Genomic DNA, 16,067 nt, shown 5'->3' on the forward strand with positions numbered 1-16,067 from the left:
CGCGATCTACGCCGTTGGACCTTGATCGGCAAACAAAACCCGCCTCGGCAAGCCGGGCGGGTCGTTGGAGCCAATTAGCACCATAACCAAATTTAGTAGCATAGCTGCCGGCACAAAGCAAGAACAAAATGTGGCGCCGCTGATGAAACTGTCGATTTCAACTCTCGAGTGGGGCGATCGCTGCGGCCGCGACCGTGCGGCCGAGGCCGCCATGCAGATCGAGGCATCGTTCGAACCATTGCGCCACCAAATCGCTGTCGTCGAGTAGCCGGTAGGGCGTGGCGATGCGCGCCCATTGCAGCGCGCCGAAAACGATGTAGTCGGCAAACAGCGGCGACGGGCCGCCGATGAAGGGCTGATAGCCAAGCATCGAGCGGAGCGGCTCCAGCGAGGCGCGGAAGCTGGCGAGCCCGGCGTCGCGGGTGGCGTATACCGCCTCCAGGCGCTTGCCGAAGCGCTGCTCGCGGTTCTGGCGGAAATAGGCGGCGTTCGCCTCGTCCTGCATGGCATGCAGGTCCAGTATCGCCGCGGTGGTGACGTAGGGATGGATGGTCAGCTGCGACCAGCGTTCGATGAAGCGCGCCGTCGCCTTGCCGCCGTCGCCGGAAAACAATGTCGGCCGCTCGGGATAGGCCTCCTCGAGATAGAGCGCGATAGCGAAGGAATCGGCGACCACCGTCTCGCCGTCGCGGATCACCGGAACGAGCTTCGAGACGCCGCCTTCCACCTTCGGCACTTCGAGAAAACGGGTCGGCACGCTGGTGATGTCGAGCCCTTTGTGGGCCAGCGCCATCGCCGCCTTCCAGCAATGTGGGCTGAATGGGCGGGCGGCGTCGCGTCCGACAAGGTCGTAGAGCAGAATGGTCATTGGCGGCAGCGTCCTTGCAGTCTAACTATGCCCGAAACAGACCCGCGCGAAACAGGGTCTCGCAGGTCGAGAGAAGAATGAAACAGCATTTCAGGATGTTTGCGGCCTACAATCAATGGGCTAATGGCCGCATCTACGATGCCGCCGCCGATCTCGACGAGGAAGAGTTCGACCGCAATATCGGCGTCTTCTTCGGTTCGATGATGGGAACGCTCAACCACCTCCTGGCAGCCGACCGTATCTGGATGAAACGCTTCACCGGCGAGGGCGACGCGCCGGCAAAGCTCGACGCGATCCTGCACCGCGCCTTGCCCGGCTTGCGGCTGGCGCGCGAGGCCGAGGACAAACGGATCATCGACTGGGTCGACGGCCTGAGCGACAAGGCGCTGTCGGGCCGCTTCTCCTACATGACCGTCTCCGATATGCGCACCGTCTCGCAGCGGCTGGCGCCGGCGCTCGACCACTTCTTCAACCACCAGACCCACCACCGCGGCCAGGCGCATGCGATTCTGACCATTCTGGGCAAGCCAAGCCTCGGACTGGACCTGACGATGTTCCAGCGCAGCGAGGAGGGCAGGGCTTTCGCTTGAACTTGGGATGGCTGGTGAAGCGGACGGTCGGTAGAGGACGATCCGCCGAGATTGCAAAACGCGCCAAAACATTTTATGGAGCACACGGTCGTGAGGGCGGCCGCTTCAGCAGCATTCAGCAGCAACAGCGAGAATTGGCACGCATGCCCAATGAACCCTTGCGCCTTGTGGCGTTCTTCGCCGTGGTCCTGGCGCTTCTCAACTCAGGTTATTATTTCCACCAGGGCGACATTATCGCGACCATCTATTTCATGATCGGCGCCATTCTTGTGACCGCGGTCACCCGGATGAGCATCAGAAGGCAGCTGATTTAGGACCGATCTCCTTAGCTGGCCGCCATCTCGACGGCTGGTTCGCTCGACTGCGATCGAATTGAAAGCAAAGTCTTAGGACTTCGTTTGCGCTGTTGCTTCAAGGTAGCCGGCTGAAGCAGGAGCACAAGCATGCAGATCGATTTGTCCCCGACGAGCTGGGGCAGGGTCGTGGCGGTTACCGTCGGGGGCACGGCGGTCTGCATTGCAGCCGCGTTCTTCGTCGATTCCTTCAACTTCCCGTATTTATCGCCGGAAGCGCTGTGGCGGGCGCAGCTCACTGACCTGCTGCTGCCGCTTGTCCTGGCCAGCTCGTTCTTCTCTTTCCTGATGTGGAAAATGCGCCAGCCGGCGATCGCGCAGAAGACACTGGCCGTCGTCGCGGCGACCGACAGCCTGACGGCGGTATTCAACCGGGGTGCGTTTTCCATGCTCGTCGAGGCCTATCTCGAACAGGCCCGCAGCCATTCCGTCGTTGATGCCGGCGCCTTGCTGATCGTCGATGCCGACCATTTCAAATCCGTCAACGACCGCCTCGGCCACGACTGCGGAGACCAAGCGCTCAAGCTGATCGCCAGGACAATCCAGGGCCAGCTACGCGGCGCCGATATCGTCGGCCGGATCGGCGGCGAGGAATTTGCGGTTTTCCTTCCCGGCGCAGATCCTTCGCAGTCCTGGCTGGTGGCGGAGACCATTCGCCGACGCGTCCGTGAGGCGGAGTTCTCGCCTGGCGGCCGGCCCTGTCCTCTCTCGGTCAGCATCGGCGGCGTCGCCTTCAGCGGGCCGACCACCTACGCCGAGATGTTCGTGATGGCGGACAAACACCTTTACAAGGCCAAATCGAACGGCCGCGATCAGGTCAGTTTCGAAACCGCGGCAGCGGGCGACCCGCCGGGCGGCGGCCCGATGACGGTCCATTGATGGTCGTTTCTGTCAGGCGGCGTAGCCGCCGAGGCCCCGGGCGACCGGCTTGACCGAGACTGCCGGCTGGGCGGCCGGCCAGAGGATGCCTGCCGTCACCGCGAAGGTGATCAGGGCGTCGCGTGCCGCTTCGGCCGATATCTCGCCGGCACGTGCCGCCTCGCAGGCCTTTACCGCGGCGCCATAGCTCAGCCGCCGGCGCGAAGGCGGGAACTCGGTCAGGAATTCGTGCATCTCGGAGAACGAAGCGATCGTACGCTTGTAGCCGGCGCCAACGGTTAGGGCGACCGGGGTGGAAAACGTCCTGTCGTGCATTCTGGCCTCTCGAATGGGCGGAGGTCACGGCGGACGCCGTTCTCCGGTCTGGGGGTCGGGCAGAAACGCGGATCACGGCGCGAGGTTCCATGTTGCCGGGATTGTTTTTTCGCCGGCTCCGGGAGCGGTCGCCGGGCGAGCAGCGCCAGCGGCGAGGCGGGGTGCCTATTTCCACATGCCGCGCATGCGGGCGCCGAGGTCGACGCGCACCTGCGGCTGGCGGCGCGGATCGTCTCTGGCCTGGACGCTGGCCCATGCCACCTGCTCGAAGGCGCCGAGAATCGAGCGCGGGATGAAGCGCGTGCGCGAGGCATAGACATGGCGGTCGCCGCGCGCCGCCTGGCCGTGGACGAAAAAGCGATGCGGCATGACCAGGTGCAGGCTATCCTTGGCCCGCGTCATCGCCACGTAGAGCAACCGCCGCTCCTCGTCGACGTCCTCCTTGCTGCCGACGCCGAGATCGATCGGGATGCAGCCGTCGACGGTGTTGAGCACGAAGACGTTCTTCCACTCCTGGCCCTTGGCCGAATGGATCGTCGACAGGATCAGATAATCCTCGTCGCGGTGCGGCGGCCCGGCCTCGTCGCTGGTCGCGTCCGGCGGATCGAGCGTCAGCTCGGTGAGGAAGCGCTCGCGCGACGCATAGCCGGAAGCGATCTGCTCGAGCTGCAGGAGATCGGCCCGGCGCGCCGTCGCATCCTCGTGGATGCGTTCCAGATGCGGCTCGTACCAGAGCCTGACCTGCTCGATGTCGGCCGGCCATTTTTGCGCGTCGGCGCGCAAGCCGCAATAGAGCGCGACAAAGCCCGGCCAGTCGTCGGCGGCACGCTGCGGCGGCCGATAGCGGGCAAGCCCCATCGTCTCGTCGAGCGACGTCGCCATCGTCTCGACGATCGCATTGGCGGCCGAAGGGCCGATGCCCGGCAGAAGTTGCAGCACGCGAAAGCCGGCGACGCGGTCGCGCGGGTTTTCGGCGAAGCGCAGCACGGCGAGCATATCCTTGACGTGGGCGGCATCGAGGAATTTCAGTCCGCCGAACTTGACGAAGGGGATGTTGCGGCGCGTCAGCTCGATCTCCAGCGGGCCGCTATGGTGCGAGGCGCGAAACAGCACCGCCTGTGCTTTGAGAACCGTGCCGGCTTCGCGTTCGGTGAGTATCGCCTGGCAGACATAGCTCGCCTGCTCGGTCTCGTCGCGCACGCTCACCAGCTTCGGCTTTTCCGCCGATTTGCGCTCGGTCCAGAGATTTTTGGTGAAACGTTCCGACGCTTCGCCGATTACAGCATTGGCGGCCGCCAGGATCGTCTCGGTCGAGCGGTAGTTGCGCTCCAGCATGACGACTTCCGCCGGCTGCGCGAACTGCTTGGGAAAATCCAGGATATTGCGCACTTCCGCGGCGCGGAACGAATAGATCGACTGCGCGTCGTCGCCGACCACCGTCAGCCCCGATCCGTCGGGCTTGAGCGCCGTCAGGATCGATGCCTGCAGCCGGTTGGTGTCCTGGTATTCATCGACCAGCACATGGTCGAAACGCGCACCCAGATGCGCGGCGATTTCCGGCTCGCCGGCCATCTGCGCCCAGTAGAGCAGCAGGTCGTCGTAATCGAGCACGTTCTGCGCCTGCTTGGCCTCGACATATGTGGCGAACAACTGCTTCAGCTGTTCGGCCCAGCCGGCGCACCACGGGAACACCGAGCCCAGCACCTCGCCGAGCGGCGCCTGTGCGTTGACGGCGCGCGAATAGATCGCAAGGCAGGTGCCCTTGGTCGGGAAGCGGGCTTCGGTCTTCGAAAACCCAAGCTCGTGGCGGGCGAGATTCATCAGGTCGGCAGAATCCTCGCGGTCGTGGATGGTGAAGGCCGGATCGAGACCGATCTCCAGCGCATAATCGCGCAGCAGCCTGGCGCCGATGCCGTGGAATGTGCCGGCCCAGCTCAGCGCATCGGTGATGACGGAAGCATCGCGCCCCAGCACCTCGCCGGCGATGCGCTCGACCCGCTTGGCCATTTCCGCTGCGGCACGGCGCGAAAATGTCATCAAAAGGATGCGGCGGGGGTCGGCACCCCTGACGATCAGATGCGCGACCCGGTGCGCCAGCGTGTTGGTCTTGCCGGAGCCGGCGCCAGCAATCACCAGCAACGGCCCGGCGATCTTGCCGTCGCCATGTTCGACGGCAAGCCGCTGCTCGGCATTGAGCTTCGCCAGATAGGCCGGCTGGAAGGACGAATCACGGGCGGCGAGGTTCATCGCCCATCAAGCATCGTTTCTGCTTTGTTCGCAACGGTTTGCGGAGCCGGAACAGGGCTCGTGAACGAAGAAGCCTAGCGGGCAGGCCTGTCGACTAACGCTCGGGCTCGACGCCCATCCTTGCCGATTGCCGCCGCAGCGCCTCGCGATCGTCCTGTGGCGGCGGCAACAGCAGCGGATCGAAATCGTCGGGCACCTCGTCGATCACGTTCTTGGCGACGCGATAGGCGACATAGACGATTGCCCCGGCGATGAGCAGACGGATCATGCCTTCCTCCATTGATTGTGGAGCAACCGGAGACGCGGCATTTTGTTCCCCGGCTCCTTGGCGAATGCGGGAACGACACCGGCCGCGCAACCAAATCGCCGACGCCTCGTTGTCGGGCGAGAGGAGACTGCGATGAAAAAGCGCTCAATCCTGCTGCTTATGGCAGCTCTGACGGTTGCGGGTTGCGACAACAACATCCAGCCGACCAAAGCCCCCGGCGACACCGTCGAGCAGAACCCGCAGGTCGACAAGAATCCGGTGCCGAAGTCTACGACCGGCGGCGATCAGCCCGGCACGCCGCCGAAACAATGACCGCCTCAAATGCCGTCGGCGCCGGTCAAGGAGGGTGGCCGGCGCCGCTTGGGAGGAAGCTGATGGCGCCGGCCAGGCGGAGATCAGGCCCGCCGCACATCCAAGGATAGCTGAGTCTTTCCGCAGCGTCATGGTCGATAGCGTACAGACGGCACGCCCCTGTGGACAAACGTGTCGGCCACGGCAGCGTTTGTTCATCACATAGTTCGTTCTTCCCATGGAACAAACCAGGCTGCTGCGTGTTTGGATGTCGATCGGACGCTCCCAAGGCCGCCGTTCACGAAAGAACCCGCGATCCTTATCCCCCCTCAGGATCGCGGGTTCTTTTTGCGTTTGCGGGAAGTTGCGGCGCGACAGGCTGACTTGCTTGCTGCCGGTTTTCGCGCCTTATGCGGCGAACCGGGGCTCAAGCCCTTGCGAAGCATGGTTGTCCCGTGCAAAAGCCCGGCCATGCTGATCATCAACGACCTTTCGCTCCGCATGGCCGGACGGCTGCTTCTCGACCATGCCTCACTGACCTTGCCAGCCGGCAGCAAGGCTGGCCTCGTCGGCCGCAACGGCACTGGCAAGACGACCTTGTTCAAGGCGATCACCGGCGATCTCGCCTCCGAGACCGGCTCGATCAGCCTGCCCAAAAACACGCGCATCGGCCAGGTCGCGCAGGAAGCGCCGGGCACCGAGGAGCCGCTGATCGAGATCGTGCTCAAGGCCGACCTCGAACGGAGTGCACTGCTCGAAGAGGAAAAGACGGCGACCGACCCGCACCGCATCGCCGACATCCACATGCGGCTGGCCGATATCGACGCGCACTCGGCCGAGTCACGCGCCGCCACCATTCTCGCCGGCCTTGGCTTCGACGATGCCGCGCAGCGGCGCCCGGCCTCGTCCTTCTCCGGCGGCTGGCGCATGCGCGTCGCTCTGGCCGCCGTGCTGTTTGCCGAGCCCGATCTGCTGCTGCTCGACGAGCCGACCAATTATCTCGACCTCGAAGGCACGCTGTGGCTGGAAAACTACGTGTCGAAATACCCGCACACCGTGCTGCTGATTTCGCACGACCGCGACCTGCTCAACCGCGCCGTCAACTCGATCGTCCATCTCGACCAGAAGAAGCTGACCTTCTGGCGTGGCGGCTACGACCAGTTCGAGCGCCAATACACCGAGCAGCGGGAATTGCAGGAGAAGGGCCGCGTCAAGCAGGAAGCCGCGCGCAAGCATATGGAATCCTTCGTCGAGCGCTTCCGCGCCAAGGCGTCGAAGGCGAGGCAGGCGCAGTCGCGCATCAAGGCGCTGGAGAAGATGAAGCCGATCGCCGCGATCGTCAACGACACGGTGCGGCCGTTCTCCTTTCCGAAGCCGGTGAAGACGGTGGCCTCGCCGATCATTGCGCTCAACAACGTCAACGTCGGCTACACCGAGGGCGAGCCGATCCTGAAGAAGATGACGCTGCGCATCGATGCCGACGATCGCATCGCGCTGCTCGGCGCCAACGGCAACGGCAAGTCGACCTTCGCCAAGCTTTTGGCCGGCCGGCTGAAGCCGGAGACCGGCAGCATGACGGTGGCGCCCGGGCTGAAGGTGGCAATCTTCGCGCAGCACCAGCTCGACGACCTCAGGCCCGACGAAAACGCCTACGAGCACGTCCGCCGGCTGATGCCGGAAGCGCCGGAACCCAAGGTGCGCGGCCGCGTCGCCCAGTTCGGCCTGACCACCGAAAAGATGAACACCGCCGCCAAGGATCTGTCCGGCGGCGAGAAGGCGCGGCTCTTGATGGGCCTGTCGGCCTTCGAGGGGCCGAACCTGTTCATCCTCGACGAGCCGACCAACCATCTCGACATCGACAGCCGTGAATCGCTGATCCATGCGCTTAACGATTTTCCCGGCGCCGTCATCCTGATCTCGCACGACCGCCATCTGCTCGAGGCAACGGCCGACCGGCTGTGGCTGGTCAAGGACGGCGCGGTCAATCCGTATGACGGCGACCTCGAGGATTACAAGACGCTGGTCACCGGCGTCTCCGGCGACCGCCGCGGCAAGCGCGAGGCGGACAAGGCCTCGAAGGCCGACCGCCGCCGCGATGCAGCCGCGCGCCGCGCTGCCTTCGAGCCGCTGGCCAAGGAAATCCGCGCCACCGAAGCGCTGATGGACCGCCTCCGCAAGCGCATCGACCTGATCGAGGACGAACTCGCCAATCCGGCCGTCTACGAAAAGGACCCCTCGACCGCGACAAGGCTAGCCAAGGAGCGCTCACAACTCGCGCAACAACTGGCCGGCCACGAGGAAAAATGGCTGTCGATGTCGGCGGAGTATGAGGAAGGCACGGCGGAGTAGGTGAGCGTAATCTCCCCCCTCGTGGGGGAGATGCCCGGCAGGGCAGAGGGGGGCGCTGTCCCGCCAGCCTGACAGCCATTTGGAGCCGCCGGTCGTTGGAGTTTGATCAAGAGCGAGCCACACCGACGACGTAGCGATCCTTCACGCCCCCCTCTGTCCTCCCGGACATCTCCCCCACTTGGGGGGAGATTGGCTCGTCATCTGGCCCTACACGCCACTATCACAACCGGCTAGTTTGCGCCCATGAATCAGCACGCCAAGCTCAAAATCGGCCATTCGGCCTGTCCGCATGATTGCCCGTCGACCTGCGCGCTCGAGGTCGAGTTGCTTGACGCCAGGCGCATCGGCCGGGTCCATGGCGCCAAGGCCAACAGCTATACGGCCGGCGTCATCTGCGCCAAGGTCGCCCGTTACGCCGATCGCATTCATCATCCCGACCGCCTGCTGAAGCCGCTGGTCCGTGCCGGCGCCAAGGGCGAGGGCGTATGGAAGGAAGCGAGCTGGGAGGCCGCACTCGACCTTGTCGCCGAAAAATTCATTGCGGCGGAGGCAAAATACGGCTCGGAGACGGTCTGGCCCTATTACTATGCCGGCACGATGGGGCTGGTGCAGCGTGACGGTATCGAGCGGCTCAGGCACGCCAAAAAATACTCTGGCTTCTTCGGTTCGATCTGCACCAATCTGGCCTGGACCGGCTGGATGATGGGCGCCGGCGCGCTGCGCGGCCCCGACCCGCGCGAGATGGCAAAGTCCGACTGTGTGGTGATCTGGGGCACCAACGCCGTGGTCACCCAGGTCAACGTGATGACCCACGCAATCAAGGCGCGCAAGGAACGCGGCGCCAAGATCGTCGTCATCGACGTCTACGAGAATGCGACGATGAAGCAGGCCGATCTGGGCCTGGTGCTGAAGCCCGGCACCGACGGCGCGCTGGCCTGCGCAGCCATGCACGTGCTGTTCCGTGACGACATGGCCGACCGCGCCTATCTCCAGAAATACACCGACGATCCGCACGGTCTGGAAGCGCATCTCAAGACGCGGACGCCGCAATGGGCCGCTGATATCACCGGGCTTTCCGTCGACGAAATCGAGGCCTTCGCCCGTCTCGTCGGCACGACGAAGAAGACCTATTTCCGTCTCGGCTACGGTTTTTCGCGGCAGCGCAACGGTTCGGTCAACATGCACGCCGCAGCCTCGATCGCGGCGGTCACCGGCTGCTGGCAATATGAGGGCGGCGGCGCCTTCCATACCAATTCGGGCATCTTCAAGCTCAACCAGGAACTGCTCGAAGGCACGCGGATGCGCGACCCCGCGATCCGTCATCTCGATCATTCGCGCATCGGCCCGGTGCTGACCGGGGCTGAGGATGCGCTCTATGGCGGCCCGCCGGTGACGGCGATGCTGATCCAGAACACCAATCCGGTCAATGTCGCGCCGGAGCAGCGGCTGGTGAAGCAGGGTTTTCTGCGCGACGATCTGTTTTCCTGCGTGCACGAGCAGTTCATGACCGACACCGCCAAGCTCGCCGATGTCGTGCTGCCGGCAACGATGTTTCTCGAGCATGACGACGTCTACAAGGGCGGCGGCAACCAGCACATCACACTCGGGCCGAAGCTGATCGAGCCGCCGGAAGGACCGCGCACCAATCATTTCGTCATCGAGGAGCTCGGCAAAAGGCTCGGTGTCGCCGACCGTCCTGGCTTCGGCATGAAAGAGCAGCAGCATATCGACATCATTCTGGGCAAACGCGGGCTTGGCAGCTTTTCGAGCCTGAAAGAGCAGAAATGGGTCGATTTGCAGCCGGATTTCGAGGCCGCGCATTTCCTGGACGGCTTCGGCCATGCCGACAAGAAATTCCATTTTCGCGCCGACTGGACGGGCCAGGCCTCGCCCAACCGGCCGCCGAAAAGCATGGGCCTGTTCGGGCCGGTGGCAAGCCTGCCGGACTTCCCCGATCATGTCGACCTGATCGAGGTGGCGGACGAGGCGCACCCGTTCCGGCTGACCACCTCGCCGGCGCGCAATTTCCTCAATTCGACCTTTGCCGAAACGCCGGTGTCCAAGGCAAAAGAGCGCCGGCCGGAGCTGCTCTTGCATCCCGATGATGCGGCGGCACTCGGCGTCGCCGACGGCGGCCGTGTCGAAGTCGGCAACCAGCGTGGCGAAGTGGTGCTGCATGCAAAACTGTTCGACGGCATCAAGCGCGGCGTCGTCGTCGCCGAAGGCATCTGGCCGAACAGCGCCCATGAGCGCGGCGAGGGCATCAACGTGCTGACCGGCGCCGATGCGCCGGCGCCCTATGGCGGCGCCGCCTTCCACGACAACAAGGTCTGGCTGCGCCCGGCTGATTGAGCGTCGGAACGATATCTCCATCAGGCCGTTTTCGCGTGGCGGGTGGAGGCATTGTCATGGCAGAAGTGTTGCCGGCGCCGGATCCCATCGGACGGACACTGTCGTCCGGCGAACTCGTAACCACGATGTCCCACTTTCATCGCGCCGAGATTGCGCGCATGGCTGGCTGGCGCGACCGCCTGGACCGGACGAGCAACTGGGCGATAACGGTTGTCGCGGCGATGCTCTCAGTCTCGCTTTCGACAGCCAGCGCTCACCATGGCGTGATGCTGTTTGCCATGCTGCTTGTCCTGCTGCTGCTGTGGATCGAGGCCCGCCGATACCGTTTCTTCGACTTTTACCGGGCTCGCGTACGCCAGTTCGAACGGCACTATTTCGCGCAGATATTCTCGCCGCAGCCGGACTTCGCGTCCGATTGGCTGTTGATCGTCGGCGAGAGCCTGCGCGCGCCAAAATTCCTGATTTCGCAACGCGTGGCTTTGGCGCGCCGCCTGCGTCGCAATTACATTTACATGCTGCTGATCCTGCTGCTGGCCTGGATCCTCAAACTGTCGACCCCTAGTCTTCTGACCGAAGGCGTCCGCATCGGCTTCGTTGGCTCGATGCGTGAGGCCGTCACCGGTGCTGCGCTGGGTCCAATTCCGGGCGCCATCATCGTCGTGCTGGTTGCCGTCCTCTATGCCGGCCTGCTGGTGACAGCCTTTCTGACGGAGAGCGACGACGGCGAACTCTCCTTCGGGGACGTCCACGTCTAGCAACGCCTTGTCTGGCAACGCAACGCGCTGTCGCGCGTTGTTGGACACGTGCATTGGGCGATGGGGGTTTCATGGCTTGGCAGGCTCCGACACGTTCCAGCCTGACGCTGCTGGTTTGCACCTTCGTCCCCGCAGGCGCGGCCTGGGCGGCGGAGACGCTCGTTGCCGGTACCCGGGCCTCCGGCATGGGCGGTTCGGGCGAGGGCGCTTTCGTCGCCGAGATCGTGCTTCTGCTGCTTGTCGGGCGCGGCCTGGGCGAAGTGCTGCAGCGTTATGGCCAGCCGGCAATAATGGGCCAACTGATCGGCGGCATCCTGCTCGGTCCTTCGCTGTTCGGCTGGCTGTGGCCGTCGGCCCAGCACCTGGTCTTTCCCACCGATCCCGCGCAAAAGGGCATGATCGACGCCGTCTCGCAGCTGGGCATCCTGATGCTGCTTTTGCTGACCGGCATGGAGACGGACCTGCGGCTGGTGCGCCGGGTTGGCGCGGCCTGTTTTTCCATTTCGGCTACCGGCGTCGTGGTGCCCTTCATCTTCGGTTTCGCGCTGGCGCAGTTCCTGCCGGACGCATTGCTGCCCGACCCCACGCAACGCACGGTCGCCGGGCTGTTCCTGGGCACCGCACTGTCGATCTCGTCAGTCAAGATCGTCGCCATGGTCGTGCGCGAGATGAATTTCATGCGCCGCAACCTCGGACAGGTGATTATTTCCTCGGCAATCATCGAGGACACGATCGGCTGGTTGATCATCGCCGTAACCTTCGGCATCGCCACCAATGGCAGGCTGCAGCTCGTACCTCTGGTGACCACCATCGCCGCCGTGGCACTGTTCATGGTGTTTTCCTTCACCATTGGCCGCCGTCTTGTCTTCACCTTGATCCGCTGGACCAACGATCAATTCCGCAGCGAGTTTGCGGTGATCACCATGATCCTCATCATCATGGGAGCGATGGCGCTGATCACCAACATGATAGGCGTCCATACCGTGCTGGGGGCGTTCGTCGCCGGCATCCTTGTCGGTGAATCGCCCATTCTCTCCAGCCATATCGAAGGCCAGCTGCGAGGCGTCATCACCGCGCTGTTCATGCCGATCTTCTTCGGCATGGCGGGGCTTTCCGCCGATCTCACCGTGCTCGCCGATCCGACGCTTGCCATGCTGACGGGCGCTCTCGTGCTGATCGCCAGCATCGGCAAGTTTGGCGGCGCGTTCATCGGCGCCAAGCTCGCCGCCATGTCGTTCAAGGAAGCAATCGCCGTCGGCAGTGCAATGAACGCGCGCGGCTCGACCGAGGTGATCGTCGCCAGCATCGGCCTGTCGATGAACATCCTGTCGCACAATCTCTTCACCATGATCGTCACCATGGCCGTGATCACCACCTTGGCCATGCCGCCGATGCTGCGCTGGGCGCTCGGCCGGCTGCCGGTTGGGCATGACGAGCAGCAGCGTGTCGAGCGCGAGGCGTTGGACGAATACGGCTTCATTTCCAGGCTGGAGCGGCTGCTGGTGCTGGTCGACGACAGCAGGATCGGCAAGTTCACTGCCTATCTCGCCGGACTGGTCGGCGGAGGCAGCGGCATGCCCACCACCTTGCTTCGCCTGCCCACCACCTTGCTTCCGCCGAAAGACGGCCGAGGTGACAGGCCAACCGACAGCAAGGGACAGGAGCGCGCCCTGCAGGAAATCAAGAAGGGTGCAAGAAAAAGCGCCCAGGCGGTGAAACGGATCGAAGACACGCTTGTCGACAAAGTCCATCTGACGGCCCGCACCGAATTGGAAGCCACGGGTGAGACGATCGCCGAGGAGGCCCGCAAGGGATACGGCCTGTTGCTGGTCGGCCTTGACAATGTGCTGACCGCCGATGGCGCCTTCGCGCCGGCCCTCAACGACATTGCCGCAGGATTTGACGGCCCGCTTTGCCTGGTCCTGAACGGCGGCAATGCTGCCGAAAAGATGCCGACGCTGAAGGCCGGCACCAGCATTCTCGTCCCCGTCAACGGTACCCAGGTGGCGCGTCGCGCCGCCGACTTGGCGCTGGCCCTGGCCCGTCCAAACCGGGCGCGGATCAAGGTTCTCTACGTCTCGCAAAGGGCAGCCAAGGGCCGCAGGTCGACATCCATGTCGCATAGCCGTGAAGAGGCCGTGCTGAAAGACATCGCCGATTTGGCGGGCCGCTACGGCCTGCATATCGACACAGCGTTCCATACCCGCGTCACACCCGACAAGGCGATCACCCGGGAGGCGGCCAAAGGCGCGGCGATCGTCGTGATGGGCGTCACCCAACGTCCGGGTGAGGACCTGTTCTTCGGTGAAACCGCCGGCGCTGTTTTGGCCGCCTGCAACTGCCCAGTCGTGCTTCTGGCCAGCGCGCGGCCCAAGCATGACGCCGCTGGCACTGAGCTGGCAGCGTGATTTCATGGCGCACTGATCCGTCGGCAGGAATGTCGATCGAGGCTCTAAAAGCGCTGATCAGCCAAACGTAGAAGAACTCGAACCGAACGGTTCGGTTTCTGTTGACAGAGCGTACAGGAATGGGTGAACGCCGGCTCACGGAATGTTCGCGCCGAAAATCATCAATGACCGCATAACTAATTGAAAAGGAGGAAGAACATTGTGGCGACAGGAGCCGCATGTCGAATTTCAAGCGGCCAATTTGGCGCACCGCACTAAATTTTCGTGATTGGCAACGACAGGCTTGCCGACCCATTTCGGGGTGGTCCGAGCGACGCGAATTCCTCCCAAGGCACGCCACTTGACGGACAGACCAAAGAACTACCGGAGTAGCCGAAATGACCAAGATCGCTCTTACCGCCGCCGCCATCCTTGTTGCCACCGGCACTGCTTTTGCCGGCAGCGACCACTATGGCTCGGACAACGTCAACCAGCCGGCCGCTCCTGCTGCCAACGTCGACAACACGTTTACCGGCTCGATCCGCAAGCCGGTTACTTCCGAGCATACCGGTGCCAAGGCGACTTCCGAGTCGGTGGCGCCTGAATCCGGCCAAGGCATCTGGGGCCGCTGATTATCACGGCCCCGGAATACAAGAGCGGCGGGCCTGGCCCGCTACTCTTGCTTTCGCCTGTCAACGGGGTGCGCGCCGGACGGCATCCAGCGCCAATCGAATACTTCGAATTGCAGGTTTCATCTGTAGCCGCAATCTCGGTTGCTGAAATCGTCCAGCAACGTGCACGTCGGAAAAAGCCGGGTGCGTATTCGCCGACGCGGACAGCGCTCTCATCTCGAATGCGTCGAAAGCAACGACAACTCACGAATGACCAGTACACTGGAGTACCTGAAATGACCAAGATTGCTCTTACCGTCGCCGCCATCATCCTCGTCGCAACGGGCAGCGCCTTTGCAGGCAGCGACCATTATGGTTCGGACGGCGTCAACCAGCCGGCCGCGCCTGTTGGCAATGCGCCTGTCGGCACTATCGACAGCGGGTTTACCGGTTCCATCCACAAGCCGCTGACGGCTGAGCACAACGCCGTCGACACCGAGGCGACGACCCGGTTCGGCACGGATCAACCCGTAGTGCCGCAATCTGGCCGGGGCAACTGGGGCCGCTAGTTCCTCAAACCCGGGAGCACAAAGAGCGGCGGGCCTGGCCCGCCGCTCTTGTTTGTGAAGCCGGATTTGGCCGAAAGGTCGGCGATCCCCCGGCCTGCCAGGTAATCCCTAGCGAAGATCCTTCGGCCAAATGCAGTGCGTCAGCCGAGCGCTGCCGAAGCCGAGACCGGCCCAATCGCTATCGACGTCGAAACGGGTCAGGGCCGCGGTCGGAAATTTTTCCGCCAGCTTCTTCAGCGCCGCTTCGTCCGATCCAGCCCCGGCAAGCCCGCGCGCGAACTCCTCCAACCCGGGATTGTGGCCAAGCACCAGCAGCGTTCCGGTCCCCGCCTTTACTTGCCGAACCTTGGCGAGGATGTCCGCCGCCGCTGCCTCGTAGAGCGCCTGGGCAAATTTGGCCTGCACCTTTGCCGGCAATTCCGCCGAGACCAGCCGCCACGTGTCGCGGGTGCGCAGCGCCGGCGATACCAGCGCCAGCTCCGGCAGCCAGCCGCGCCGGGCCAGTTCGCGTCCGACCAGCGGCGCTGCCTTCAGCCCGCGCGCGGACAGCGGCCGGTCGAAGTCGATGAGATCGGGATCGTCCCAACTCGACTTGGCGTGACGCAGGAGCAGCAGTTGCTTCATGGATTCAAAATAAGGCCGAAACGTCGCGTGCGCCATGCACGACGCGGACGATCTCGACCCGCTGTTCGGCCGGCCGATAAAGCACGAGATAATTGCCGATCGTCAACGTACGCACATCGGCAGCGATGTTGGGCCTCTTGGGACCGGATTCCGAGAATGTCCCCAATTGCACGACGCGCTCGGCAATAGCATCCAAAAAGCGGTCCGCGGCAAGCGGGTTGTCCCTTGCAATGCCAAACCAAATATCGATCAGGTCGTCTTCTGCCGCCGGGCTGCGGACAATGCGGATGTCAGCCATTCCGCCGGTTTTTGCTGGCGTTGCCCAACCGGCTGCGGGCTTTCTGTTTTATGTCCTCGATGTCGAACGGCGCAAACGGACCGCTCTCCAGCCCTTCCGTCCAGGCTTTCCGCAACCGCTCCGCTTCGGCCTCGCGCAAGGGCTGGCGAAGCCGCCATTCGCGCAGTGCCTCGCGGATCACTTCACTTGCCGAACCGTACTGCCCGCTGGCCACCGCGCCTTTGACCATGTCCAGCAGTTCCGGGGAAAGCGCTACGCTGACTTTTTCGACTGTCGCCATCAAGCCGTCTCCTCACGAAGACGGTAGCAAA

17 protein-coding genes are annotated in these 16,067 nt (G+C 63.7%); 10 read left to right on the forward strand and 7 right to left on the reverse strand.

All coding sequences use genetic code 11. The features are described 5' to 3' along the window. Positions 1 to 157: 157 nt before the first annotated feature. On the reverse strand, positions 158 to 868 hold the full coding sequence (locus tag AC0L2Y_RS06490; protein WP_473554684.1) for a glutathione S-transferase family protein: 711 nt from the start codon (positions 866 to 868) through the stop codon (positions 158 to 160). Positions 869 to 945: 77 nt separating this feature from the next. Between AC0L2Y_RS06490 and AC0L2Y_RS06495 the strand changes: the two genes are divergently transcribed. The 3 genes from AC0L2Y_RS06495 to AC0L2Y_RS06505 all read left to right on the forward strand — a co-directional run bounded on the left by AC0L2Y_RS06495 (position 946) and on the right by AC0L2Y_RS06505 (position 2,690). Then, positions 946 to 1,458 (forward strand): DinB family protein, encoded by a 513-nt coding sequence (locus AC0L2Y_RS06495; protein WP_352493221.1) that lies wholly within the window; start codon positions 946 to 948, stop codon positions 1,456 to 1,458. A gap of 14 nt (positions 1,459 to 1,472) precedes the next feature. Beyond that, complete coding sequence (locus AC0L2Y_RS06500) at positions 1,473 to 1,772, forward strand: hypothetical protein (protein ID WP_473554688.1); 300 nt, start codon at positions 1,473 to 1,475, stop codon at positions 1,770 to 1,772. A gap of 129 nt (positions 1,773 to 1,901) precedes the next feature. Next, positions 1,902 to 2,690, forward strand: a complete 789-nt coding sequence (locus tag AC0L2Y_RS06505; protein WP_473554690.1) for a GGDEF domain-containing protein — start codon at positions 1,902 to 1,904, stop codon at positions 2,688 to 2,690. Between the two features lie 12 nt (positions 2,691 to 2,702). Here the strand turns inward: AC0L2Y_RS06505 and AC0L2Y_RS06510 are convergent, their stop codons facing one another. The 3 genes from AC0L2Y_RS06510 to AC0L2Y_RS06520 form a co-directional block, all read right to left on the reverse strand. Beyond that, positions 2,703 to 3,005: a DUF982 domain-containing protein gene (locus AC0L2Y_RS06510; RefSeq protein ID WP_352452964.1), complete on the reverse strand. Its 303-nt coding sequence runs from the start codon at positions 3,003 to 3,005 to the stop codon at positions 2,703 to 2,705. A 165-nt stretch (positions 3,006 to 3,170) separates the two neighbouring features. Further along, positions 3,171 to 5,252, reverse strand: a complete 2,082-nt coding sequence (locus AC0L2Y_RS06515) for an ATP-dependent helicase (protein WP_473554691.1) — start codon at positions 5,250 to 5,252, stop codon at positions 3,171 to 3,173. A 94-nt stretch (positions 5,253 to 5,346) separates the two neighbouring features. Then, complete coding sequence (locus tag AC0L2Y_RS06520; protein ID WP_473554694.1) at positions 5,347 to 5,520, reverse strand: hypothetical protein; 174 nt, start codon at positions 5,518 to 5,520, stop codon at positions 5,347 to 5,349. Between the two features lie 132 nt (positions 5,521 to 5,652). On the opposite strand from AC0L2Y_RS06520, the gene AC0L2Y_RS06525 reads away from it, so the two are divergent. The 7 genes from AC0L2Y_RS06525 to AC0L2Y_RS06555 all read left to right on the forward strand — a co-directional run bounded on the left by AC0L2Y_RS06525 (position 5,653) and on the right by AC0L2Y_RS06555 (position 14,834). Beyond that, entirely contained in the window at positions 5,653 to 5,832 is a 180-nt protein-coding gene (locus AC0L2Y_RS06525; RefSeq protein ID WP_254820275.1) for a hypothetical protein, read from the forward strand. A 450-nt stretch (positions 5,833 to 6,282) separates the two neighbouring features. Further along, entirely contained in the window at positions 6,283 to 8,160 is a 1,878-nt protein-coding gene (locus tag AC0L2Y_RS06530) for an ABC-F family ATP-binding cassette domain-containing protein (protein ID WP_473554695.1), read from the forward strand. A gap of 243 nt (positions 8,161 to 8,403) precedes the next feature. Further along, positions 8,404 to 10,512, forward strand: a complete 2,109-nt coding sequence (locus AC0L2Y_RS06535) for a molybdopterin-containing oxidoreductase family protein (protein ID WP_473554696.1) — start codon at positions 8,404 to 8,406, stop codon at positions 10,510 to 10,512. A 56-nt stretch (positions 10,513 to 10,568) separates the two neighbouring features. Next, positions 10,569 to 11,267 (forward strand): DUF2270 domain-containing protein, encoded by a 699-nt coding sequence (locus tag AC0L2Y_RS06540; protein WP_473554699.1) that lies wholly within the window; start codon positions 10,569 to 10,571, stop codon positions 11,265 to 11,267. Between the two features lie 185 nt (positions 11,268 to 11,452). Further along, entirely contained in the window at positions 11,453 to 13,675 is a 2,223-nt protein-coding gene (locus AC0L2Y_RS06545; RefSeq protein ID WP_473554821.1) for a cation:proton antiporter domain-containing protein, read from the forward strand. Between the two features lie 377 nt (positions 13,676 to 14,052). Further along, complete coding sequence (locus tag AC0L2Y_RS06550; RefSeq protein ID WP_473554702.1) at positions 14,053 to 14,286, forward strand: DUF680 domain-containing protein; 234 nt, start codon at positions 14,053 to 14,055, stop codon at positions 14,284 to 14,286. A 275-nt stretch (positions 14,287 to 14,561) separates the two neighbouring features. After that, positions 14,562 to 14,834 carry a DUF680 domain-containing protein gene (locus tag AC0L2Y_RS06555; RefSeq protein ID WP_473554704.1) on the forward strand — a complete coding sequence of 91 codons (273 nt, stop codon included), beginning with the start codon at positions 14,562 to 14,564 and terminating at the stop codon, positions 14,832 to 14,834. A gap of 108 nt (positions 14,835 to 14,942) precedes the next feature. Here the strand turns inward: AC0L2Y_RS06555 and AC0L2Y_RS06560 are convergent, their stop codons facing one another. The 3 genes from AC0L2Y_RS06560 to AC0L2Y_RS06570 are packed head-to-tail and all read right to left on the reverse strand — an operon-like array spanning position 14,943 to position 16,036. Beyond that, positions 14,943 to 15,458 carry a SixA phosphatase family protein gene (locus AC0L2Y_RS06560; RefSeq protein ID WP_473554705.1) on the reverse strand — a complete coding sequence of 172 codons (516 nt, stop codon included), beginning with the start codon at positions 15,456 to 15,458 and terminating at the stop codon, positions 14,943 to 14,945. Positions 15,459 to 15,462: 4 nt separating this feature from the next. Beyond that, positions 15,463 to 15,756 carry a type II toxin-antitoxin system RelE/ParE family toxin gene (locus AC0L2Y_RS06565; protein WP_473554708.1) on the reverse strand — a complete coding sequence of 98 codons (294 nt, stop codon included), beginning with the start codon at positions 15,754 to 15,756 and terminating at the stop codon, positions 15,463 to 15,465. After that, the gene (locus AC0L2Y_RS06570; RefSeq protein ID WP_352492628.1) at positions 15,749 to 16,036 is read right to left on the reverse strand and encodes a type II toxin-antitoxin system ParD family antitoxin; all 288 of its coding nucleotides are present in this window, start codon (positions 16,034 to 16,036) and stop codon (positions 15,749 to 15,751) included. Before AC0L2Y_RS06570 ends, AC0L2Y_RS06565 begins: the two co-directional genes overlap by 8 nt. Between the last annotated feature and the right edge of the window lie 31 nt (positions 16,037 to 16,067).

The organism is Mesorhizobium sp. WSM4830 (genome assembly GCF_055811495.1).